Origin of the sequence: Methyloglobulus sp. (genome assembly GCF_040079455.1) — a bacterium.
Lineage (GTDB): Bacteria > Pseudomonadota > Gammaproteobacteria > Methylococcales > Methylomonadaceae > Methyloglobulus.
This window is the reverse complement of record NZ_JBEBKJ010000022.1, coordinates 23,163-41,916: the sequence shown is the minus strand read 5'-3', so window position 1 is coordinate 41,916 and position 18,754 is coordinate 23,163. Positions and strand designations below refer to the sequence as shown.

The 18,754-nt window shown below is 41.8% G+C and carries 16 protein-coding genes; 1 reads left to right on the top strand and 15 read right to left on the bottom strand.

Annotated features, from left to right (window positions below; genetic code table 11):
• Positions 1-132 precede the first annotated feature (132 nt).
• Positions 133-285, top strand: coding sequence for a hypothetical protein (locus ABL924_RS07045; protein ID WP_349026367.1), 153 nt, complete (start codon positions 133-135; stop codon positions 283-285).
• Here ABL924_RS07045 and ABL924_RS07040 read toward each other — a convergent pair.
• The 15 genes from ABL924_RS07040 to ABL924_RS06970 all read right to left on the bottom strand — a co-directional run bounded on the left by ABL924_RS07040 (position 282) and on the right by ABL924_RS06970 (position 18,752).
• Positions 282-1,262: a hypothetical protein gene (locus tag ABL924_RS07040; protein WP_349026366.1), complete on the bottom strand. Its 981-nt coding sequence runs from the start codon at positions 1,260-1,262 to the stop codon at positions 282-284. The genes ABL924_RS07045 and ABL924_RS07040 overlap by 4 nt on opposite strands.
• 13 nt (positions 1,263-1,275) lie before the next feature.
• Complete coding sequence (locus tag ABL924_RS07035) at positions 1,276-2,202, bottom strand: hypothetical protein (protein ID WP_349026365.1); 927 nt, start codon at positions 2,200-2,202, stop codon at positions 1,276-1,278.
• Positions 2,203-2,260: 58 nt separating this feature from the next.
• Positions 2,261-2,755 carry a hypothetical protein gene (locus ABL924_RS07030; RefSeq protein ID WP_349026364.1) on the bottom strand — a complete coding sequence of 165 codons (495 nt, stop codon included), beginning with the start codon at positions 2,753-2,755 and terminating at the stop codon, positions 2,261-2,263.
• Positions 2,756-3,690: 935 nt separating this feature from the next.
• On the bottom strand, positions 3,691-4,875 hold the full coding sequence (gene alaC, locus ABL924_RS07025; protein WP_349026363.1) for an alanine transaminase: 1,185 nt from the start codon (positions 4,873-4,875) through the stop codon (positions 3,691-3,693).
• A 452-nt stretch (positions 4,876-5,327) separates the two neighbouring features.
• A complete protein-coding gene (locus tag ABL924_RS07020; protein ID WP_349026362.1) occupies positions 5,328-6,362 on the bottom strand; it encodes an SDR family oxidoreductase in 1,035 nt (344 codons plus the stop codon).
• Positions 6,363-6,463: 101 nt separating this feature from the next.
• On the bottom strand, positions 6,464-7,750 hold the full coding sequence (locus ABL924_RS07015; protein ID WP_349026361.1) for a nucleotide sugar dehydrogenase: 1,287 nt from the start codon (positions 7,748-7,750) through the stop codon (positions 6,464-6,466).
• A 583-nt stretch (positions 7,751-8,333) separates the two neighbouring features.
• Positions 8,334-9,656, bottom strand: coding sequence for a hypothetical protein (locus ABL924_RS07010; protein WP_349026360.1), 1,323 nt, complete (start codon positions 9,654-9,656; stop codon positions 8,334-8,336).
• Positions 9,653-10,822, bottom strand: coding sequence for a glycosyltransferase (locus tag ABL924_RS07005; RefSeq protein ID WP_349026359.1), 1,170 nt, complete (start codon positions 10,820-10,822; stop codon positions 9,653-9,655). The genes ABL924_RS07010 and ABL924_RS07005 overlap by 4 nt, the downstream gene beginning before the upstream one ends.
• 106 nt (positions 10,823-10,928) lie before the next feature.
• Positions 10,929-11,078: a hypothetical protein gene (locus ABL924_RS07000; RefSeq protein WP_349026358.1), complete on the bottom strand. Its 150-nt coding sequence runs from the start codon at positions 11,076-11,078 to the stop codon at positions 10,929-10,931.
• A 302-nt stretch (positions 11,079-11,380) separates the two neighbouring features.
• On the bottom strand, positions 11,381-12,508 hold the full coding sequence (locus ABL924_RS06995) for a glycosyltransferase (RefSeq protein ID WP_349026368.1): 1,128 nt from the start codon (positions 12,506-12,508) through the stop codon (positions 11,381-11,383).
• 400 nt (positions 12,509-12,908) lie between these two features.
• Positions 12,909-13,877 carry a polysaccharide deacetylase family protein gene (locus ABL924_RS06990; RefSeq protein ID WP_349026357.1) on the bottom strand — a complete coding sequence of 323 codons (969 nt, stop codon included), beginning with the start codon at positions 13,875-13,877 and terminating at the stop codon, positions 12,909-12,911.
• Positions 13,878-14,009: 132 nt separating this feature from the next.
• Positions 14,010-15,140: a glycosyltransferase family 4 protein gene (locus ABL924_RS06985; protein ID WP_349026356.1), complete on the bottom strand. Its 1,131-nt coding sequence runs from the start codon at positions 15,138-15,140 to the stop codon at positions 14,010-14,012.
• A 120-nt stretch (positions 15,141-15,260) separates the two neighbouring features.
• Positions 15,261-16,046, bottom strand: coding sequence for a DUF2334 domain-containing protein (locus ABL924_RS06980; protein ID WP_349026355.1), 786 nt, complete (start codon positions 16,044-16,046; stop codon positions 15,261-15,263).
• Between the two features lie 266 nt (positions 16,047-16,312).
• A complete protein-coding gene (locus tag ABL924_RS06975) occupies positions 16,313-17,497 on the bottom strand; it encodes an O-antigen ligase family protein (RefSeq protein WP_349026354.1) in 1,185 nt (394 codons plus the stop codon).
• A 133-nt stretch (positions 17,498-17,630) separates the two neighbouring features.
• Positions 17,631-18,752, bottom strand: a complete 1,122-nt coding sequence (locus ABL924_RS06970) for a glycosyltransferase family 4 protein (RefSeq protein ID WP_349026353.1) — start codon at positions 18,750-18,752, stop codon at positions 17,631-17,633.
• Positions 18,753-18,754: the final 2 nt, after the last annotated feature.

The window sequence follows — 18,754 nt, the reverse complement described above, 5'->3', positions numbered from 1 at the left end:
ATTGGAATCATGCTTACTACAAAACCTATGGTTATTAATAGGGTATAGTCTATTTCTAAAGCAAAATGTGATCAAGAGACAGGTAACATACCCCGTCACACTCAGGGATTGTTTTTCGGCAACCGGTCATTGATGCCAGAACTTACAAATCAGCAGCAGTCGGCCAAATTCTGCCATTCAAGATTTCTCGCTGTCATGCGCTTCAAAGTCCATTTGCCACCAAGCCAGATACTGCGGCCGAATATGATGGCGTTGTTGGCTAGGTCAGTCATTAAGCGGGGTTAATTCACAGGAATTGAATTGGCCAAATTGAAAAACATATCCTTTGATTCCGCGCTTTTAGTTACATCAAGTGTTGATTCTAGAGTGTATCCCCTACTGGCAGTTACCCATGTCAATGTCGCTAATGTTCCCCCGTCTGAACTTTTTTGTACGTAGTAATACGCTGGTATTCCACTTACTTTATCGTTCATAAATTCTGGGGTAATCACTGGAGGTTGGTTGTGTACATGCTCAGTTAATTTAACTAATCCGAGGTTATCGGATTGGTAAAGCCGGGCGATATTTTTTTCGCTCGAAGTGTTTTCCACCTGATTAGATGTTTCCTGCAACATACTTTTACTTGGTATTAAACCAATATATTTACTGTTGGCAGCTAATTCTGTACCTTGTAAATCGACAGGGTGAAAGCCTAGCTTTTCTGTCCATGACTCTGGTAGAGTGCTTTTGTTATTCGCCAATTCTTGCACTTCTGCTTTGATCATTAGGACGGCGTAATCCTCAGCCTCTACATAGCCTTTCGTTTGCATTTGTTGGGCGATGTCGCGTTGCATGTCTAGCGCAGACTTAATATAGTCTTTCGGAAAATTTTGTTGAGCAAGTGGAACAACCTGCACCCCTGCTATGTACTGGTTCGTATCGTCTGTAGCAGAGGATGTTATGCTTATTTCCTTTTCATCCTTTATATAGGCAATGTCATTGTTCTGTCCAGACTTGGCTGAGGATTGGGGTTGTGCAGATTCATCGGGATTGTGCATGCGGTTTTGTTCAGCAGAATATACAGTATTTGAAGAAACGCTATCATCTGCGCTATTTTCTTTAGCTTTGCTAAACAATCCCGGTAAGGTCGTTTGGCCTGACTCGGAAACTTCATTGGAGTATGTGTCCGATTGCCAAAGAATACCAGTAATTGTAGTAGCTATTGCTAATAAAAGTATCAACTTTGTCGATGTCCGTAATGGTAAAATGGAGGGTTTGTGCATATTTTTATTGTGTTTATTTGGTAGTAGCCGGTAGATGTAAAGAGTGTGCCAACGCTAAAAGTCGTTGCCTTATCATAGGTTCGGCTTCAACTGCATTTTGGGATGCTGCTGTCATTTCATAAAAATGATTCCCGCTCGTCCAGTCTAACTCAGCTTGCCCAGCACCATTAGGCTCAACAGAAAGTTGGTAAGTGGCAGGATTTCCCTGAACTTGATCATTTAAACCCTCTGGAGTTACAAACTTTGTATACCCGCCAGGGCCTGATTCGTATTCCATTAAGCGAACCGTTCCTAAATCCGCAAACTCAAAGTAATGGGCGACACCGCTCCAGCGATCACCTACTAAACTTCCTGTGGTTTTTCCGCCCAAGTATTTTGCCTCATTGAATAAAGGGCTTTCTGCCAGCGGCGTAGGGTTAAAAGTTAGCTTTGCTTCTTTAAGCGTTGTCGACAATGTAGCTTTTTTGCTTTTCCAAGAACTAACACCGCTAGCTTCTTCTGATAGGCTTGGCAATGAACCGATGCCAACTTCGACATAGCCTTTTGATTCGAACTTCTTCATTAACTCTGTTTGTGCCCGAAGTGCTTCGTCAGAATAACCAGCTTCCACATCAGATATAGCAATTAATCCTCCTACTTTCTTAGCCAAATTTTGCATTTTTTTAAACCCCTCGTCAGAAGGCTCTGCTGTCGCCAGTATCTCTTCTGGAGTTGACGCAGAAACATTTTCTGTTGCACGACCCGATGTAGCAGGCGCAGCAATCCGACTCGGTTTCTTTTGTTCAACAGGGTTTTTCTTAATGTCGTTCGCTTGTTTCGGAACTGCCTTCGATGTAACCAAGGGAGCTTGGGTATTCCCGCTGCCACCAAATAGTTGCACAATAATAATGGTAACGAGTGCGCTCAGTATACCCCGAAGCCAAAGTTTATTTATAGGCATAAAAATCTCAATCGGTTTATATTGCTAAGATCTCGGATTCGGGGTTTATTTAAAAGCGTTAGCTCCAACCGATTGATCCTAAAAATTGTTTAGGGTGCAGGTTGCAATTGGTAGCTGATGATTTTTTTATAAAGGTATAGCGAATAACAGGCGAACTATTGGGTGGACGTCGGAAATGATTACCCTCTGCTCTCCACAAAGCTTGGGATACCCTATCGTCGGCAGTACTTACAGCAGAATGAATACCTTTGAGTTCGATGTCGAAACGGGTTGGACGAGCTTTTGTATTATTGGTTGTCCTAAATACGTCGCATTGTGTTTTGAGGCCATAGTATACGTAAATGTGAGAAAAAGGGCTTAAGACTCTCGCCCGAAATTCATCTGGATCCCAAGTTATACATTCATTCCTTAACTTACCTGGATTAAGTATTATGTCTTGCGGCAAAGCGCAATGGGCTCGACTAAAGCTTTCAATCACAGCAGAAGCTATATTAGAGTATGCTAGGAAAATTATGCCTGCAATCAGTGAAGAGTTTTTTATTTTTAATATCATTTTTTTGTCCTAAGTTTAATGAAAGGAATAATAAAAGCGACAGATCCAACGGCGCGGCTAATCTTACTACACTCAAGATGAGCTGTAAAAAGATTTTTCATAGGTCTTTTCTATAGCTTCAACTTCCAATTATGGGTGGACTGTTTTGGGCTAAATTATCGTAATGCCTAAGTCCTTCTGGTTATGACATAAAGCCTGCTTCTGAAAATCGTGGAGATTTTTTGCCACAACCCTTATAAACGACTAGGTTCTATTTACAATTTAAAATTAAGAATTCCGGTATTTTCAGCAGAAATATGGGGTTAATTAACCCTCATAATAGAGCAAAATTATTAGATGACGAATGGCAAATATTTCATGGTTTGTTAATATTGCACTAACGGTTTTACGTGGCCTTTGCAGAAACTTTCCGATGCTTTCTGGATGTCCAATTTCTGGAAAACTAAGGCGGGAAGCCTAACGTCTCTTTAGGGTCGCAGTGAGTCTGTGACTTACCTCGATTCATGTGATTAGCACAGGATTCTTTCGTTTTTTTTAGATTATTTACCATATTTCTGAGTGGCCGCTTTAGATTTATTGAAAATCAATATATCCGAACTACACATGAAAATGATAAATGGTTTAAAATCATTAATTTTCAACGACCTATGAAAAACATTTTCATCAGAATTAAAATCGATATTTCCTCTGTAAGCCGCAGCTAGCAAGGTTTTACGAGGGGCAGCATGACAAACCGTTCTTTTGGTTAATTAACCCCTTTTTAAACGGCAAAGATTGATGCAGTTTATTGATCGGTTACCAAAAAACCGCTTTTGAAGCTCAATGCAAAAACAGAACCATGGATGTGCCGAGGAACGAGGCGCATCGTTCTCGTGTTTTTTGTTTCCTCGAACGATGCGCTTCACTTTGTTCAGCACATCCTACTTTTTTAATTTTTACACCACTCCATCCTTCTTCATCATCTGCTTTATCCCCCTGATCGCCTGCCGTGTGCGGTGTTCGTTTTCGATGAGGCCGAAGCGGACGTGGTCGTCGCCGTATTGGCCGAAACCTATGCCGGGGGCGACAGCGACTTTGGCTTCTATTAATAACTTCTTGGAGAATTCGAGCGAGCCCATCTCCAAATAGGCTGGCGGGATTTTTGCCCAAACAAACATCGTCGCTTTGGGTTTTTCTACCGGCCAACCGATGGAGTTCAAGCCTTCGCAGAGGACATCACGGCGCTTGCAATACATGTCGGAAATTTCCCGCACACAATCTTGTGGGCCTTCTAATGCAGCAATGGCGGCAATTTGGATTGGGGTGAAGGTGCCGTAATCCAGGTAGGATTTAATCCGCGCCAACGCGCCGACCAATTCCTTGTTGCCACACATGAAGCCGACGCGCCAACCCGGCATGTTGTAGCTTTTGGACATGGAAAAGAATTCAACGGCAACATCCTTCGCGCCCGGCACTTGCAGGATGGATGGGGCAACATAACCGTCGAACACGATATCGACATAAGCAATGTCATGCACGACCCAAATTTTATGCTCTTTGGCTAAGGCGATAATTTTCTCAAAAAATTCCAGTTCTACGCATTGACTGGTCGGATTGCCTGGAAAATTCAAAATCAGCATTTTAGGTTTCGGCCAACACTCAATAATGGCTTTTTCCAACGCTTCAAAAAAATCGACCCCAGGTATCAATGGCACATGTCTTACGTCCGCACCGGCAATTACCACGCCATAAGGATGTATGGGGTAAGCAGGGTTTGGCACTAATACCACATCACCGGGGCCTAAAGTAGCCAAGGCCAAATGCGCCAGACCTTCTTTTGAACCGATGGTGACAATGGCTTCTATCTCTGGATCTAAATCCACATCGAAGCGGGTTTTGTACCAGTTGGTAATCGCCCGCCTTAACCGTGGAATGCCTTTGGACACCGAATAACGGTGCGTATCAGGCCGCTTGGTGGCCTCGATCAGCTTATTGACGATATGATCTGGCGTGGGCTGGTCAGGATTGCCCATGCCGAAATCAATTATATCCTCGCCCGCCGCGCGTGCCTTGGCTTTGAGTTCATTGACGATATTGAAAACGTAGGGAGGTAAACGGCTTATGCGATGAAATTGTTCCATTAACAGCTCTTATGAAATGCGGATTGTGTGGGGTTAGGAAAACGGTCTAAGGTACTGTTACCCATACGAGATGTCAAATTGGTTTAGCATTACTTGTCAGCAACCTTACATCAGCTCATTTTTATGAATCGGAAGTGTCAATTATACCAATCCCAATAAGTTGTTATTTGAATCCCCTCATCCTAACCTTCTCCCATTGGAGAAGGGATAATACGTGAACTTATTGGGATTGGTATTATTGTAATATTTTGGCTTTTTCAATACGACAAATGAGGAACGCGCTTATTAAAAACGACAATCAAAGAGTTTGGGATGATTCTGATAAAGCTCGCTTCAAAGAAAATCACTCCAAACAATGTCTGTTACTGCGTAAAGTGGTCTTTTATTTTTTCTGGCAATTGGAAATCAGTTTTTCGAAAAAACCAGGGATTAGTGCAACGTAGGAGAAAGCTTCAATCCAGATGAAGATTTGCTAAATACCAATCCAATGCTTCTGTTAGCCCTTCGCGGACATGATAAGTAGGCGCATAAGCTATCAATGTTTGAGCTTTGGAAATATCCGCCAGTGAATGACGCACATCCCCAGCACGAAAATCCCGATAGATTGGTTTGAAATCATCAAGGTGCTTAAAGTGGGTTGCCAAGTTTGCCCTAATAAATTCTAATAACTGATTGAGGGTTGTTCGGTCACCGACGGCAATATTATAGATTTGGTTTATGGCAGAAGCATTTTCCGTTGTCGCAGCATTTAAGTTAGCTTGAACAACATTTTTGATATAACAAAAATCCCTGCTGGTTTCGCCATCACCATTGATAAATAAATCCTCATTACGAACCATTGCCGCTATCCATTTCGGTATAACAGCCGCATAAGCGCCATCAGGATCCTGTCTTGGGCCAAATACATTGAAGTAACGTAGGCCAATGGATTGCAAACCATAACATCTTGCAAATACATCAGCGTACAGTTCATTAACATATTTGGTTACCGCATAAGGGGAAAGCGGTTTACCGATTTGATCTTCCACTTTTGGTAAGCCAGGGTGATCGCCATAGGTAGAAGAGGATGCGGCATATACAAAGCGTTTTACTTTGGCATCACGTGCAGCCACCAGCATATTGAGAAAACCGTCAATATTAGCGGTATTGGTGTTGATTGGGTCTTCAAGAGATCTAGGGACGCTACCTAATGCTGCTTGGTGCAATACAAAGTCAACTCCCTCGCAGGCATGATGACAGGTAGCGAGATTACGGATATCACCATTGATGAACTTGAAATTGACCCATTTCTTTTCACCCACAATACCTTTGACCTGATCTAAATTATGCCGATGACCGGTGGCAAAATTATCGAGTCCAATGACGAGTTGATCGTGATCAAGCAAGGTTTCCAACAAGTTTGAGCCAATAAAGCCAGCGACCCCAGTAATTAGCCATGTCGCAGGCTTATCAAAAAATTGGGCTAACGATGTTTGAGTTATTTTCATATAAAAATGTGACCTAAGAAATTAGAAGCTTTGTTGGGTATTACCGTTGGATGAGCTACACCCGTATGGAGAGCTATTGTAGGCATCTAAATACAAGGGGGTTACAATCGCCACAATTTATAGCCTGCTGCCTGGATGGCAACCGGATCATAAGCAGATTTAACGTCCATAAATACGCCACCAGAATTGAGTTTCGATAAAAGATTATTTAGTGGCATATCCAAATATTCGGTATGTGAAACTGCTGCAACAATTGCATCTGCGCTAGGTAAATCGTCCCACTTCATCAATGGAATCCCATATTCATGAACGGCCTCATCTGATTCAGCGACTGGATCATGAACTGATACATCCCAGCCAAAATTTTGTAATTCATGTACCACATCTGCGACTTTTGAATTTCGCAAATCAGGACAGTTTTCTTTGAATGTCAGCCCTAAAACAATAATTTTTGCTGTTTTGACCGAATTTCCAGCTTGAATCAAGTTCATGCTTGTCTGCCGGGCAATAAATGCAGGCATGCCATCATTAATACGTCGACCAGCAAGAATAACCTCTGGGTGATAACCAACCATTTCCGCCTTATGCGTAAGATAGTAAGGATCAACACCAATACAATGACCGCCCACTAAACCCGGTCGGAACGGCAAGAAATTCCATTTGGTGCCAGCTGCTTTTAGAACCTCCAACGTGTCGATACCTATGCGGTCAAAGATAATTGCCAGTTCGTTCATTAGCGCAATATTCAAGTCCCTCTGGGTGTTCTCGATAACTTTCGCCGCTTCAGCGACTTTGATCGAGCTGGCTCGGTGTACACCCGCAGTAATGATGCTTTCATATAACTGGGCTACTTTTTCCAAGGTTTCCGCATCATCGCCAGAAACGACCTTGGTAATTTTTGTAATCGTTCTTTCCTTGTCGCCTGGATTAACACGCTCCGGTGAATAACCGACATGGAAGTCTTGTTTCCATTTAAGACCGGATTCGCGCTCCAGTATAGGTATGCAAACTTCTTCAGTCGCACCGGGGTACACTGTCGATTCATATACAACAATAGCGCCACGTTTTAAATGTTTGCCGACTGTAATTGAAGACGAAACCAAAGGTGAAAAATCAGGCTGATGTGCAGCATCGACCGGTGTGGGAACGGCAATGACGATAAAATCGGCTTTCTTTAAATTTGTTGGGTCATCAGAAACAGTCAAACCAGTGGCCGCTTGTAAATCTTCGCTGGAGACTTCACCCGTCGGATCACAAAATTTCCGATAGCTCTCGATTTTACTTGTCGACAAATCAAACCCGATGGTTTCACGTTTTTTGCCAAACTCCACCGCTAACGGCAGACCGACATAACCTAATCCAACAACTGCAACTATATTCTGGCTCACACAATTTCTCCTAAATGTTTTGTTTGTTTGGTTGTTAAAAATTTCTCTTAAAATTTATCATTCAATCAGATACAACTCATCATTCTCTATAAATCACTAAAACAAATCCTCGCAAAACGAGCTTAGATTCGGTTGTTTTAAAGTTAATTACTTTCATAGATATTAGCCGATAAATAGCCCATAGCAGAATGCGCTCATTTAGTATTGTAAAGGTTGTTAGAGACATCCCTGATAGCTTCTTGGAAACGCTATTTTTACGAAAGCTTTTTGTGCATCCTAGCAGCATAAATCACTAGTCCGATCATTCCGAGGGAATCTAAGCCTTCTTGAGCCTTCCTTTCAGGGTCATTCACACTTCGCATGCCTAAGATATACATTGAATTAAAACTTCAAGAAGCCAAATCAATAAATCAGCGTAGCGAAACAATTTTTTCACTCCGGTAGATATAATCTTATCTAAAATTTGAAGCTAATTTGCATTTGACGCTAAGGTGTTTGGACACCAAATTCTTTGTTAAAGCCTTTATCGGTCTATCAATTCCGGCATGAACAACTGCAAGAGCAAGCTCAACCTCCCTCAAAATCATGTGGCTGCTAACGAGTTTTTCATCTTGACCCCAAAGTGCTGCATCACCATGCCAAAAATATTTTTCAAGGCAAAGTGTTGTTCAAGATCTCCGGGTTTTAACTGATTGTCCATAAAACAGCCTACGGTATCGTGTTGGCCATTTTTGATAGCAACAAAAACGACATCTTTTTCGAAATTGGCGTATTCCTTACCATCGACATTTATCGAGAAATTATCACCAATCACGTCTGGATAAGTTAATGTCACGAAGATATCCTTACCTCGATTTTCCACTTCACCGAACATTTGAACACCATCTCGCGACATAACCTGTTTTAGCTTAAGTACAGCTATTGCGGCTGCTTCTGGGCTTTCAAATTCAACTAAGAAATCCCGTGTCATTCTCGGTTGGATACTGGTGTGATCAATACCAATGTTTTTCAAGAATTGTCCATGATCTTTCAACCTCCAATAGTAGGTAATTTTCTCATAAGGAACTTGTTGTAGCCCTACAGACACCATCAATCGCGTGTTCGGCAAGTTATCAAGCTCCCCAAGTATAGAATCATAGAGTTCAAGTATCTCAAGAAGGGGATCCGCTCCCTTAGGTACATACCAGCTAGGATTTTTTGCATCGCCCGTATAAGCAGGTGAGCTACACATGTAGTGATGTTGAATGTGCGCGCCGGAGTTGAGGAATAATACCGAAAAATCAGGCTGATGCTTATTCCATAGTGCGATAAAAATATCAGCTAAAAGTCGATCCAGGACAATGGCTTTCGACCAATGTTGTTTCTTTAACGAGCCTACAATACCTTTCAAATAGGTTTTCCAACTACTTAGCTGTGTTTTTGTTAGCAGACCTTCGACAATGGCTAACGCAGTTGCGAAGCCCAATTTCTCCTCGGAATTGTCATTTACCGCTTGCTTGATGGCTTTAGTTATCCGGTAAGCGAAGCCATCCCCACTAACCCTGGTATTTACCCAAGGATCAGGAATCCAAAATGGGGAGTTTCTTGTGTTGTTTACCCCATTAATAGGAGAGACGGCCGCCACGGTAAGCCCTCTATCCTCCAAGATTTCCCAGTGTTGTTTAATGCTACTTTCAACCATGTCACCTAATCGAAAGACCTTGTGATCTTTATAGTCCAAACCTGTCCTTACTGTTGGCCACTGAATCCACGGTTCAAGCTCTTCATACTTCTTTTCAGCAAATGTTGTGTATTGTCCGTGCTTTTCGATAAAGCTTTTAAAGTTATTAAGCTTACCCTGACGAATGTAGTATGAAACAAACTCAAAATTGATCTCATTCATCTCCCAAAATACAAGTTTTTTCATAGTTTCTCTCCTACTAATTCATGATAAAGATTGTCAATCTTGTTAACCAAGCCACTGACTGAATAATGTTCTTCAACAAATTGTCTGGCGCGAGTGGTTGTAACGGTGTGATCGGTTTGTAGCATCTGTGCATATGCATCCGCGATCTGGATGGAATCTGCGGCTACAAGCAGCCCACGCTCGTTCTTACCAATCAAATCGATAACCCCGCCGACGCACGTTGATACTACCGGAATGCCGCATGCAAAAGCTTCCAGGATTGAAACTGGCGTACCTTCATTATTGGAAGTCAGCACTAAATAATCGAGCGCTCCATAGAAGTCGCTAGGGTTTGTTATATTCCCAGCGAAGATTAAGCTTGGAATATCACTGGCATACTGTTTAAGCCCATCAACATACGACTTTTCCCCATCCCCAATGATGACAAAATGTACATTGCTATCAGGGTTTCGAACCCGAAACTCACGGGCACTATCGATAAACAGACGATGATTTTTTATCTCGGCAATGCGCCCAACTATGCCAAAAACCTTGCTGTCATTTGTTATATGTAGTTCTTTTCTTAAAGTAAATTTATTTAACGAATTCGCGAAACTAATATCTATCCCTAAATTGATTTGTCTATGCTGAGACCTACATCCGACTTTATAGGTATCGAGAATTTCAGTCTGCTGTTGAGGGCTAATAGTGATTATGACATCTGTTCCAAAACGTGCCAAGAATCTCTCAATCCACAAAAAAATCTTTTCTTTGATAGGCGAAAAATATCCATGAAAAGTATGTCCATGAAAAGTATGGACTGTTTTGATCTTATCTCCATGAACCAGATTGTAGCTCATAACGGCAATGCGGCCTACCAACCCAGCCTTGGACATGTGGGTATCCACGATGGAGGGTTTATAGCGACAAAGCAGCTTATAAATATCCCTAATCGCTATAAAATCGTTCCGAAAATCGATACTGCGCTTAAGCGACTTCAGATACTGTACTTCTAGGCTGTGATCAGTTGCAAACTTTGCCATATCATCCTCGTCATCCTCAACAAGACCGCAAACTAATAACCCAGACCAACCAATGTGATTTAGGCCTGCTGAGAGCCAAGTGACATGCTTTGTTGCCCCTCCAACATTAAGGCGGGTAATGATGGTTAATACTTTCTTATTCACTTTCATATCCTAACTATTCAAATCATGCCTGAAACAGCAGTACAACCGACTTCGCTCTGACCGCGCCAAGAGTGACACAAGGTTTTGCTAAGCTTGCGTCCTCAAGTCAATTGACAGGCTTGTTTGTTCCATATGGCAAAGCAAAATACCAAGAGATTTTAACGGTGGTTTCAATTTCCCACTCATCAAAACAAGCTAACACCGTTTCATTATCAGAATGACCACACCAACCAAGTTTATAGCCGTTAGCTTCCAATTGATTTGGTACGCAATGTTACGAAAACCTCTAATTATAATCAAAAAGCTCCTTCTCCCTTCAGGTAGAGGCTTTATAGTAGCTCTTAATAATTATAAAACCACTATTAAAATCAATTATATAAAGTCATTCTGAAGAAGGTATGAGTTGATGGCGTGTGGGCGACAAATTGACACCAATCCCGCGCCAATACCAAATTTCGCTAAATTAAGGCTCGGAGAGCAATGGTGTTTGCCAATGCGATGTAAAATATCAGAAGCATTGATGGATACTGCACTTACAATATCTCGTAAAGCCACACATTATGTCGTACTCTCTGATATGACTTCTTGGTAGACCTCTTCAAAACGCGATAGTGTTTTTTCTATTGAAAATTCGTGTACTACTCGTTCTTTAGCGCACTGTCCCATTTTCTGGCGCTGTTCAACAGGCAAAGCAAGCATCTCCAAAAGCCCATGCGCCAAGGCATGCTCGTTTTCTGGTTCAACTAAGATGGCGGTTTTATCGGCTAAGATAGCTACGTCACCTACATTGGTCGCCACGCAAGGCAAGCCCATTGCCATTGCTTCCGCCAATGCATTTGGAAAACCTTCGTTACGTGACGGCATACAGAATATATCCATGGCAGCAAGACATACTGGTATGTCGCCATGTTCGCCCAACAACACAAAATGCTGATGTAAATTACGCTCAGTTAGCCAAGCCATTAACTGTTTATTATTAGCATCACAATAACGACCCACTAGTAAAAATTTCGTCTGAGGGAAATGAGCCACAACAATTGCTGCGGCTTTAACAAAGTTTTCTTGTCCCTTCTCGGGATGGAATCGCCCGACCAACCCGACTACAGTATCGTTCTCGGAAAAACGACAACTCTGTTTTAGTGTGGCTATTTGCGCTTTACTTGCAGTAAAGTCGGCAAAATCAAAGCCATTATGAATCACAACCATGCGCGTGGCATCATAGCCGTAGCCAATATGCACCTCTTTGGCAGCTTCGGCGACACAAATAATTTTTTTGGGTAACCAATGCGAGAATAAGACGCTGATCCGCACAACAGCGATGGTCAACTTGTTTTTTTTGGGTACTGCTGAACAGCGTATATTCCAGACGATATTGCGTTGTCCCGCCAAATAAGCGACCAAGCCACCGATTAGGTCGGCATGATACATCCACGTTTGCACGATTTGCGGCTGATATTGACGAATCAAATTTCGTAATTGCCATAACCCAGTGCAAAGACCTAGCGGTGATGTCGACATGTTTAAAGCATGTACTGTTACGCCCTTATTACGCAACATTTGACCTATAACCTCCAGCGAGGTTAGAGACACCACAACGATATTATCTTTGTTTGCAATATCAAATTCAATTAAACGTTTGAGCACAGTTTCTGCGCCACCAACAGTAAGCCCAGTGATAATATGCATTACTTTCAATGAGTAACTCCAATTTCTGCAAAGCAGACATTCCAATTATTTTTCATATATAAACTTACTTTCCAGATAGAGCCTAAACGCACATAGCGTATGTATGTAACACTAAATATTAAACGTTGTTTTATCTTACGCAGAGCATTGCATTACTCAAAGCCTGTTAATTGAAGCTATAGCTTACCGTTCAATCCCATCAAGTAGCCATGGTAGTATCAAGATATAGCCCAAATTGTCTAGTGGGGATCTCTAAAAATCCCCTCTCCCTTTGGGAGAGGGTTAGGGTGAGGGTTGTAAATGTTTGTTTTTAAAGCCCTCATCCCAACCTTCTCCCAGAGGGAGAAGGAGTTTTTTGAATTTTTAGAGATCCCCTAATGTGTATTGTTATCAAGCCTGGCTAATGTATTCTGCATGACATATCTAGCTCTCTCATTGTCAACGAACGCATTCCGTACTCCTGGCTCAGGGTTTGATAGTATTTTAATAGTTTCTCAAGATTGATGAGATTGGCTTGTGTGTGATTACCAAAATTGTGAGGATGCCACCATAAATGGAAAACACGATTTTCTCTCGCTGCCTCAAGCATGCCAGATTTCGCTCGATTTAAATGCGACCTATCAAGCAACGAGTAACCCGACACAGGACGGAGAAATCTGCTGCCAGGAATGTTTATGAGTTGCCCTTTTGGGGTGTTAGTGGGTAATGGACAAGTGTGGTTGCCAGTTAAGGGCAGGTAAGAATCGGCAATTCGCAAGGCACGCAATAGTTGGGCATAACCCTCTTTTACCAAGTGTCCATCCTGATATAACTTATGATCCTGATTCCCTCGATAGGCACTAATCCCCGCATCCCATAATACTTTTAGATATTCATCGAGAACTTGATTGCGTGGAAATACTAAACTGGTTGGCTGGACTCCGTATTCTCCAAAAATTTCTTTAACACATTCTATGTCTGCCACAAACTGCTCGACAGTGGCACCCTCTTCATTACAGTAAAAATGGCTATAAGTATGGCTTGCAAGCTCTTGACCGTTACTTGCCAGTATTTGTTCGACCAGAGGCCGTGCAAAGAAAAGCTTCGGCAATTCGCGCGCCAAGGCTGAAACCGAGTAAGTTGAGCAATTTCCCCTTGTATAACGGGGCATTATGGAAGGTCGCAAGTTAGACCATTGTTTGAAATCTTTGCACATGAGCATACCAACAGTAGCCCATGTTGCGTTAACATTATACTGTTTAAATAGCTTCAGTATGGCTGGGATTGCCTGCCACTCACCTAAAACATTGGCACCGTAATTTTCAATAGTTTTAGAGTCAGTTACCCCCCAGAACATCTCAAAATCGATGGATATAACTAATGCGGGCATTTTGCTTTCTGCTGGTTAATTAATTCGGATAATTATAAAGCTTTTTGTTGCTTAATGGTTTATCTAGTCGCGCTTTAATCTCCAAGTCTTAACGCGCCTAAAAAAAATTCATGGCTCTATTTGCCGCAACATTTACTTGGGTTGTTGGCTTGGATTAGCAATTCCGACTTTTTTAAAAAGCAAATCCCATTTCTGCAGTACCTTATCCAAGGAATAACGAGCAATAACGGATGCACGAGCGTTACTTCCGAGCGTGTTTCTTAATGCGTCATCCGTCATTAATTTTTCTAAAGCGAGTTCTAGCTCTGCTTCGTTATTTAAGGGTATCAATAGAGCAAACTCACCATTTGAGCTGATTTCTCGCGGCCCACTAGGGCAATCGAAAGTTACACAAGGCAGGCCAATCGCCATAGCTTCAAGTAACCCCATAGGAAACCCTTCATGTCTTGATGTGGAAACAAAAATATCTGCTTCAACAAGCTCTTTTCCAATATCAGATATTTGTCCTAACAGTTCAATATGCTCAGTGAGGCCAAGATCAGTAATTTGTTGCGTTAAAGCATCCTTGAGAGGCCCTTCCCCAGCAATACGAAGAGACCAGTTAGGATGTCGTTTTACTAAGCGGGCAAATACTCTAATAAGGGTGGCAAATTGCTTTCCTTCAATAAGCCTACCAACACCTAATAGATGTTTGTTTGCCGATTTGCCGCCAACATGCTGGAGATGTTGAATTTCTTCAGAAATGGGATTCGGCATAACTTCTATATTGGGAAGTTTCCAGATCAGCGCATTGCATTTAGATTTAACTGAATCAGTGAGTACTGTTAGGGTATCTGCGAATGGGTAGGTAAAAAAACAGCCAACCTGGCAAAAATAAGACCTTGAATACGGTTTAACAAAAGGATCGGTGTGTTCGCAAACGATAATAGGTATCCCTAAGCCAAATGAAGCCAAAATAACTGCTATGTTGACATTGGCCAATAAAGAGACAACCACGCCTGGATTCTCCGAACGTATAAAATCACGGAGTGTTCGTAAACGGATAATCTGATTACTGAGTGTACGTTTTGTGTTTGAGACTAAATCAGCTAAATATACAAGCTTGACTGCTGGCGACAAGGGAAAGAAACAGTCGCCACGCCCGGAGAAAGTAGGCATCAGTGTGACTTGGTTGTCACGATATGCCCATGTGTTAGCAAGAGTACATGCAACTCTTTCGGCTCCACCTCCTGACATTGATGAAACAAAAATCAAAATTTTCATTTTTTCTTGATTGAAAATAAGTACATTAAATAAAAATTTTTATCACAGGTTTTAAGCTTAAAAATTAATGCTGGGAACACGCCTACAATTTAAAGCCTATGATAGCTAAATTATAAGGAGTTACTGTTTTATGCCATTTTTTAGCAATTGTTTGATTTGGCCGGCAACAGGCAAAAGCTTTAATTTTACTTGTAGCAGCCAATGCCAGTATATATCCATGGCATTATCCAGCACATTTACTTCCTTAGCCGAAAAGTCACTAATTGCCTGATCGAATGAAATAATATCAGGTGCAAACTTGCTAATATCGTGGTCAAGTTTTTTTATATCACTATCAGAATAGCCGTTGTGATGGAGACTAACCGTCCATAGGCCAAAAGGCATCGGTTTGAATCGCCATATTTGCTGGGGAATCCATAATGCTCCTAGTCTTTTTACTGGCCGCAAGTAAAAGCCGTCACTAATCACGTTAATGTTTAAATCCAGTAATGCCTTTACCGTATTTTCATCAAAGGCATGGGCCGGTGCAATCCAAGCATCTGCGCGGACGTTGTGTTCTGCGAAGATAGCCAGCCCCTTTTCGAGTTTAGTTCGTTGCTCGTCGTAGGGCAATCCGGCAAACTCGCTATATTGGTTTTTTCTCATAAGACCGGCGTTGCACGTTGAGTAGAGATGCTGGTATCCATGAATGGCAATAACCCAGCCAGCAGCCTGCCAAGTCCTGACACGTTCCCAAAAATCTTCCTGTGGGGATGCAGTAACTAAATTCGGATCCTGGTTATCAGGTACAACTGCGACAATCGGCTTGATATTGTGCTTAATCAAAATGGCCTCAATTTGCTCCCAGACAATCCAGTTCATTGTCGGGCAAAAATCATCAAACCGGAGTATGTATTTAGCGTTCATCAAATTTATGTTTAATCTATATTTTTAGAAAAAATCCCACCTGGGATGCATTGGTATCTACACAAGCAACTGCCCCTTCTCCTTCGAGGGAGAAGGCTGGGAGGGATGTAAATAGTTGATTTTATTCTCCTCACCCCAACCCTCTCCAGCAGGAGAGGGAGTCCGTTGCTTTTTCAACTCGTTGTTTTTATTAAGTGAAACTGATAATGTTTACTATTTTTACATTTTTTAATTCTCTAAACAGAGTGTCAATAGGGCTGGTTTTCCTAGGCTTCTTCATTGGTGTCAGTGAAATATGCGAATGCTAAGGCAGACTGATAGCCAATGGTCTCAAAGAAATTATGGCTAAATAATAACGTAGGCAAAATACATAATGATGTATAAGTAAAAGAGCTTTTATGGTAAAAAGCCCAGTATAACAATGACATCATAAAGAAACCTATCAGCCCGAAATTTGCCAGCACTTCTAGCAATTCATTGTGAGACGATACGCCGCGGCCAATTGTTTTTGATACAGAGAAAATTCCATTGCCTATGATGGGAGCATCAAAAAAACTGTTAATTGCAAGGACGATCACATGAGACCGTTCCTGAGCGCTGCCTTCACCGCTGTCAGCCCTGGATGAAAATTTATCTAGCAATTCCTTTACAAAATCAAGTTCGAAATAGTGAGCGGCTAACAATATTAAAAGGCCGGCAAATATGACCGATACCAGAAAGCTTATATTCCTTAACACAATAAGCTTATAAACCACATAAAGCGTTAAAAATAGTATCGCCGCACGCGATTGCGTCAACAAACAAACAGCTAACGTTATCAGCAATGCAAGCCCTTTTATTATTACAGGTGCTTTGCTCTTAGACTCAAACGTAATATAAAGCCATATCAAAGCTATTGCCGCTGTCATATTGGCATTCAAAAAACCACCAGGGCGCTGTAACAAATTTCCTTCGGTTGTTAAAGATTCATATTTTTTGTGATCCCTAACATTGAAATCGATAATTCCATAACTCTCAAGAAAAAGCCCAGCCAAAAGGATTACAAGGCATAACAACGGTAAAATAATAAAAATTTTTGAATTGCCCACGGCTCGATAGGTTACGCCCACGATCAGAAAGCCAACAATCCCTCGAAACAGATCCGCATATTGGCGCAGGGTGCCTTCAGTGCCTCCAAAGGCATTGAATTGGTATTCTGAAGAAACCAGGATCTCCCGAAGACAATACGCCAATAAAAAACAAGTGTATAAGAAAAACACCAGACATTTATCATATTCAAATTTAATCGATTCTGCGCCAGTGTAGCGATACTGCTGCAGTACAACCCATAAAAAAACTAAAAAACCAGCTAGATGCGATAGGTTCATGAGTAATGGAAAAAGAGAATATAATCCTGTTCCACCGACTAGGGCTAACAAAAAAGAGAACAAAATAAGCAGTTTATTTAGCATTGGCTTTTCAATATAACCATTTCGCGTAAGCTACCAAAACTTCCTCAAAACTAACCTAAAGTGCATGGAACTTTGAAAAAAATTTGAATTATTAAAGGTTTCTTTAATTTGATTAAGCCATGTAAACAAGGAGTTATTTGTTTTCATGTAATACGTCTTCAAACAGTTTCTCCCACATGGCAACAATTCGCTCTCTAGAAAATCGTTCTCTAACCTCTGCAGCCCGTTTCGAGAAACGTTCTATGAGCAAGTCATCGCTCATCAATCGATCCAGAGCAGCAGTTAATTCAGCCACATTTCCAGGACGCACCAACAAACCGTCAATTTCATGACGGATTATGTCACGAGGCCCAGTGTCACAGTCGAAGCTTACCGCTGGTAAACCGTATGCCATCGCTTCGACTAAGGTCATTGGAAACCCTTCAAAACGGGAACTCATTACAAACAAATTAGCTTTTTCGTACCATTCATTGATATTGCCAGCCCGGCCAGGAAGAAAGATACAATTTTCTAGCTTAGATTCAAAAACTTGTTTCTCTAACAGTGGTCGCAAGGAACCTTCGCCGAGTATCACCAGAACCCAATTGGGGTGTTTATGTGCAAGACTATAAAATCCCTCAATCAGCCAATCAAATCCCTTTTGAGTATTCAGTCGCCCAACGGCAAGCAACAGTTTCTTGTCAAGAGGATAAGTCGTATTTGGGTTGATTTGAGGATCTTCGGTGGTCAAGGGCCAATGGACAGAGTTCGGAATCACCAAAACTTTTTTGGCATTCGTATTGCTCTTTATCCATTCTTCACCCTCACTGGCCAAGGCTGTCACAACATTCAATAAGCCATAAGTGTAACGGCGTAAAGTTTCCCATAAAAACCCCATTGGTAGACGTGGGGGGTGGATGTGTTCTACACCGACTGTGTGAATGGACACCCCCCAAGCTGCCATTGCCAGCAATACATTGGCTGTAGTCATCATCCCCATAGCTAGATCCGGTTGAATCTGACGTAGTATCTGTCGCAGCCTGATTACGCGGCGAATGTTGTTTACTAATCCCGCCAACGCATTACTGCTTACGTCAGCGCTGTTCAAAGAAATTCGATTAATCAAGGGACTCAGTTCGTAGACATCGTCATCCTTCGACACCAAAGTTACCAAGGTAACCTGCCAGCCCTTGCCAGCCCAATAATTTGCAAGATTGGCGGATACCCGTTCGGCACCTCCATCTCTCATGGAATGTATAAAAATCAGTAGATGCATAT

Coding starts and splice junctions, on each gene's coding strand:
- ABL924_RS07045 (WP_349026367.1), top strand. CDS start 133: ATGCCAGAACTTACAAATCAGCAGCAGTCGGCCAAATTCTGCCATTCA.
- ABL924_RS07040 (WP_349026366.1), bottom strand. CDS start 1,262: ATGCACAAACCCTCCATTTTACCATTACGGACATCGACAAAGTTGATA.
- ABL924_RS07035 (WP_349026365.1), bottom strand. CDS start 2,202: ATGCCTATAAATAAACTTTGGCTTCGGGGTATACTGAGCGCACTCGTT.
- ABL924_RS07030 (WP_349026364.1), bottom strand. CDS start 2,755: ATGATATTAAAAATAAAAAACTCTTCACTGATTGCAGGCATAATTTTC.
- alaC (WP_349026363.1), bottom strand. CDS start 4,875: ATGGAACAATTTCATCGCATAAGCCGTTTACCTCCCTACGTTTTCAAT.
- ABL924_RS07020 (WP_349026362.1), bottom strand. CDS start 6,362: ATGAAAATAACTCAAACATCGTTAGCCCAATTTTTTGATAAGCCTGCG.
- ABL924_RS07010 (WP_349026360.1), bottom strand. CDS start 9,656: ATGAAAAAACTTGTATTTTGGGAGATGAATGAGATCAATTTTGAGTTT.
- ABL924_RS06995 (WP_349026368.1), bottom strand. CDS start 12,508: ATGCATATTATCACTGGGCTTACTGTTGGTGGCGCAGAAACTGTGCTC.
- ABL924_RS06990 (WP_349026357.1), bottom strand. CDS start 13,877: ATGCCCGCATTAGTTATATCCATCGATTTTGAGATGTTCTGGGGGGTA.
- ABL924_RS06985 (WP_349026356.1), bottom strand. CDS start 15,140: ATGAAAATTTTGATTTTTGTTTCATCAATGTCAGGAGGTGGAGCCGAA.
- ABL924_RS06980 (WP_349026355.1), bottom strand. CDS start 16,046: ATGAACGCTAAATACATACTCCGGTTTGATGATTTTTGCCCGACAATG.
- ABL924_RS06975 (WP_349026354.1), bottom strand. CDS start 17,497: ATGCTAAATAAACTGCTTATTTTGTTCTCTTTTTTGTTAGCCCTAGTC.
- ABL924_RS06970 (WP_349026353.1), bottom strand. CDS start 18,752: ATGCATCTACTGATTTTTATACATTCCATGAGAGATGGAGGTGCCGAA.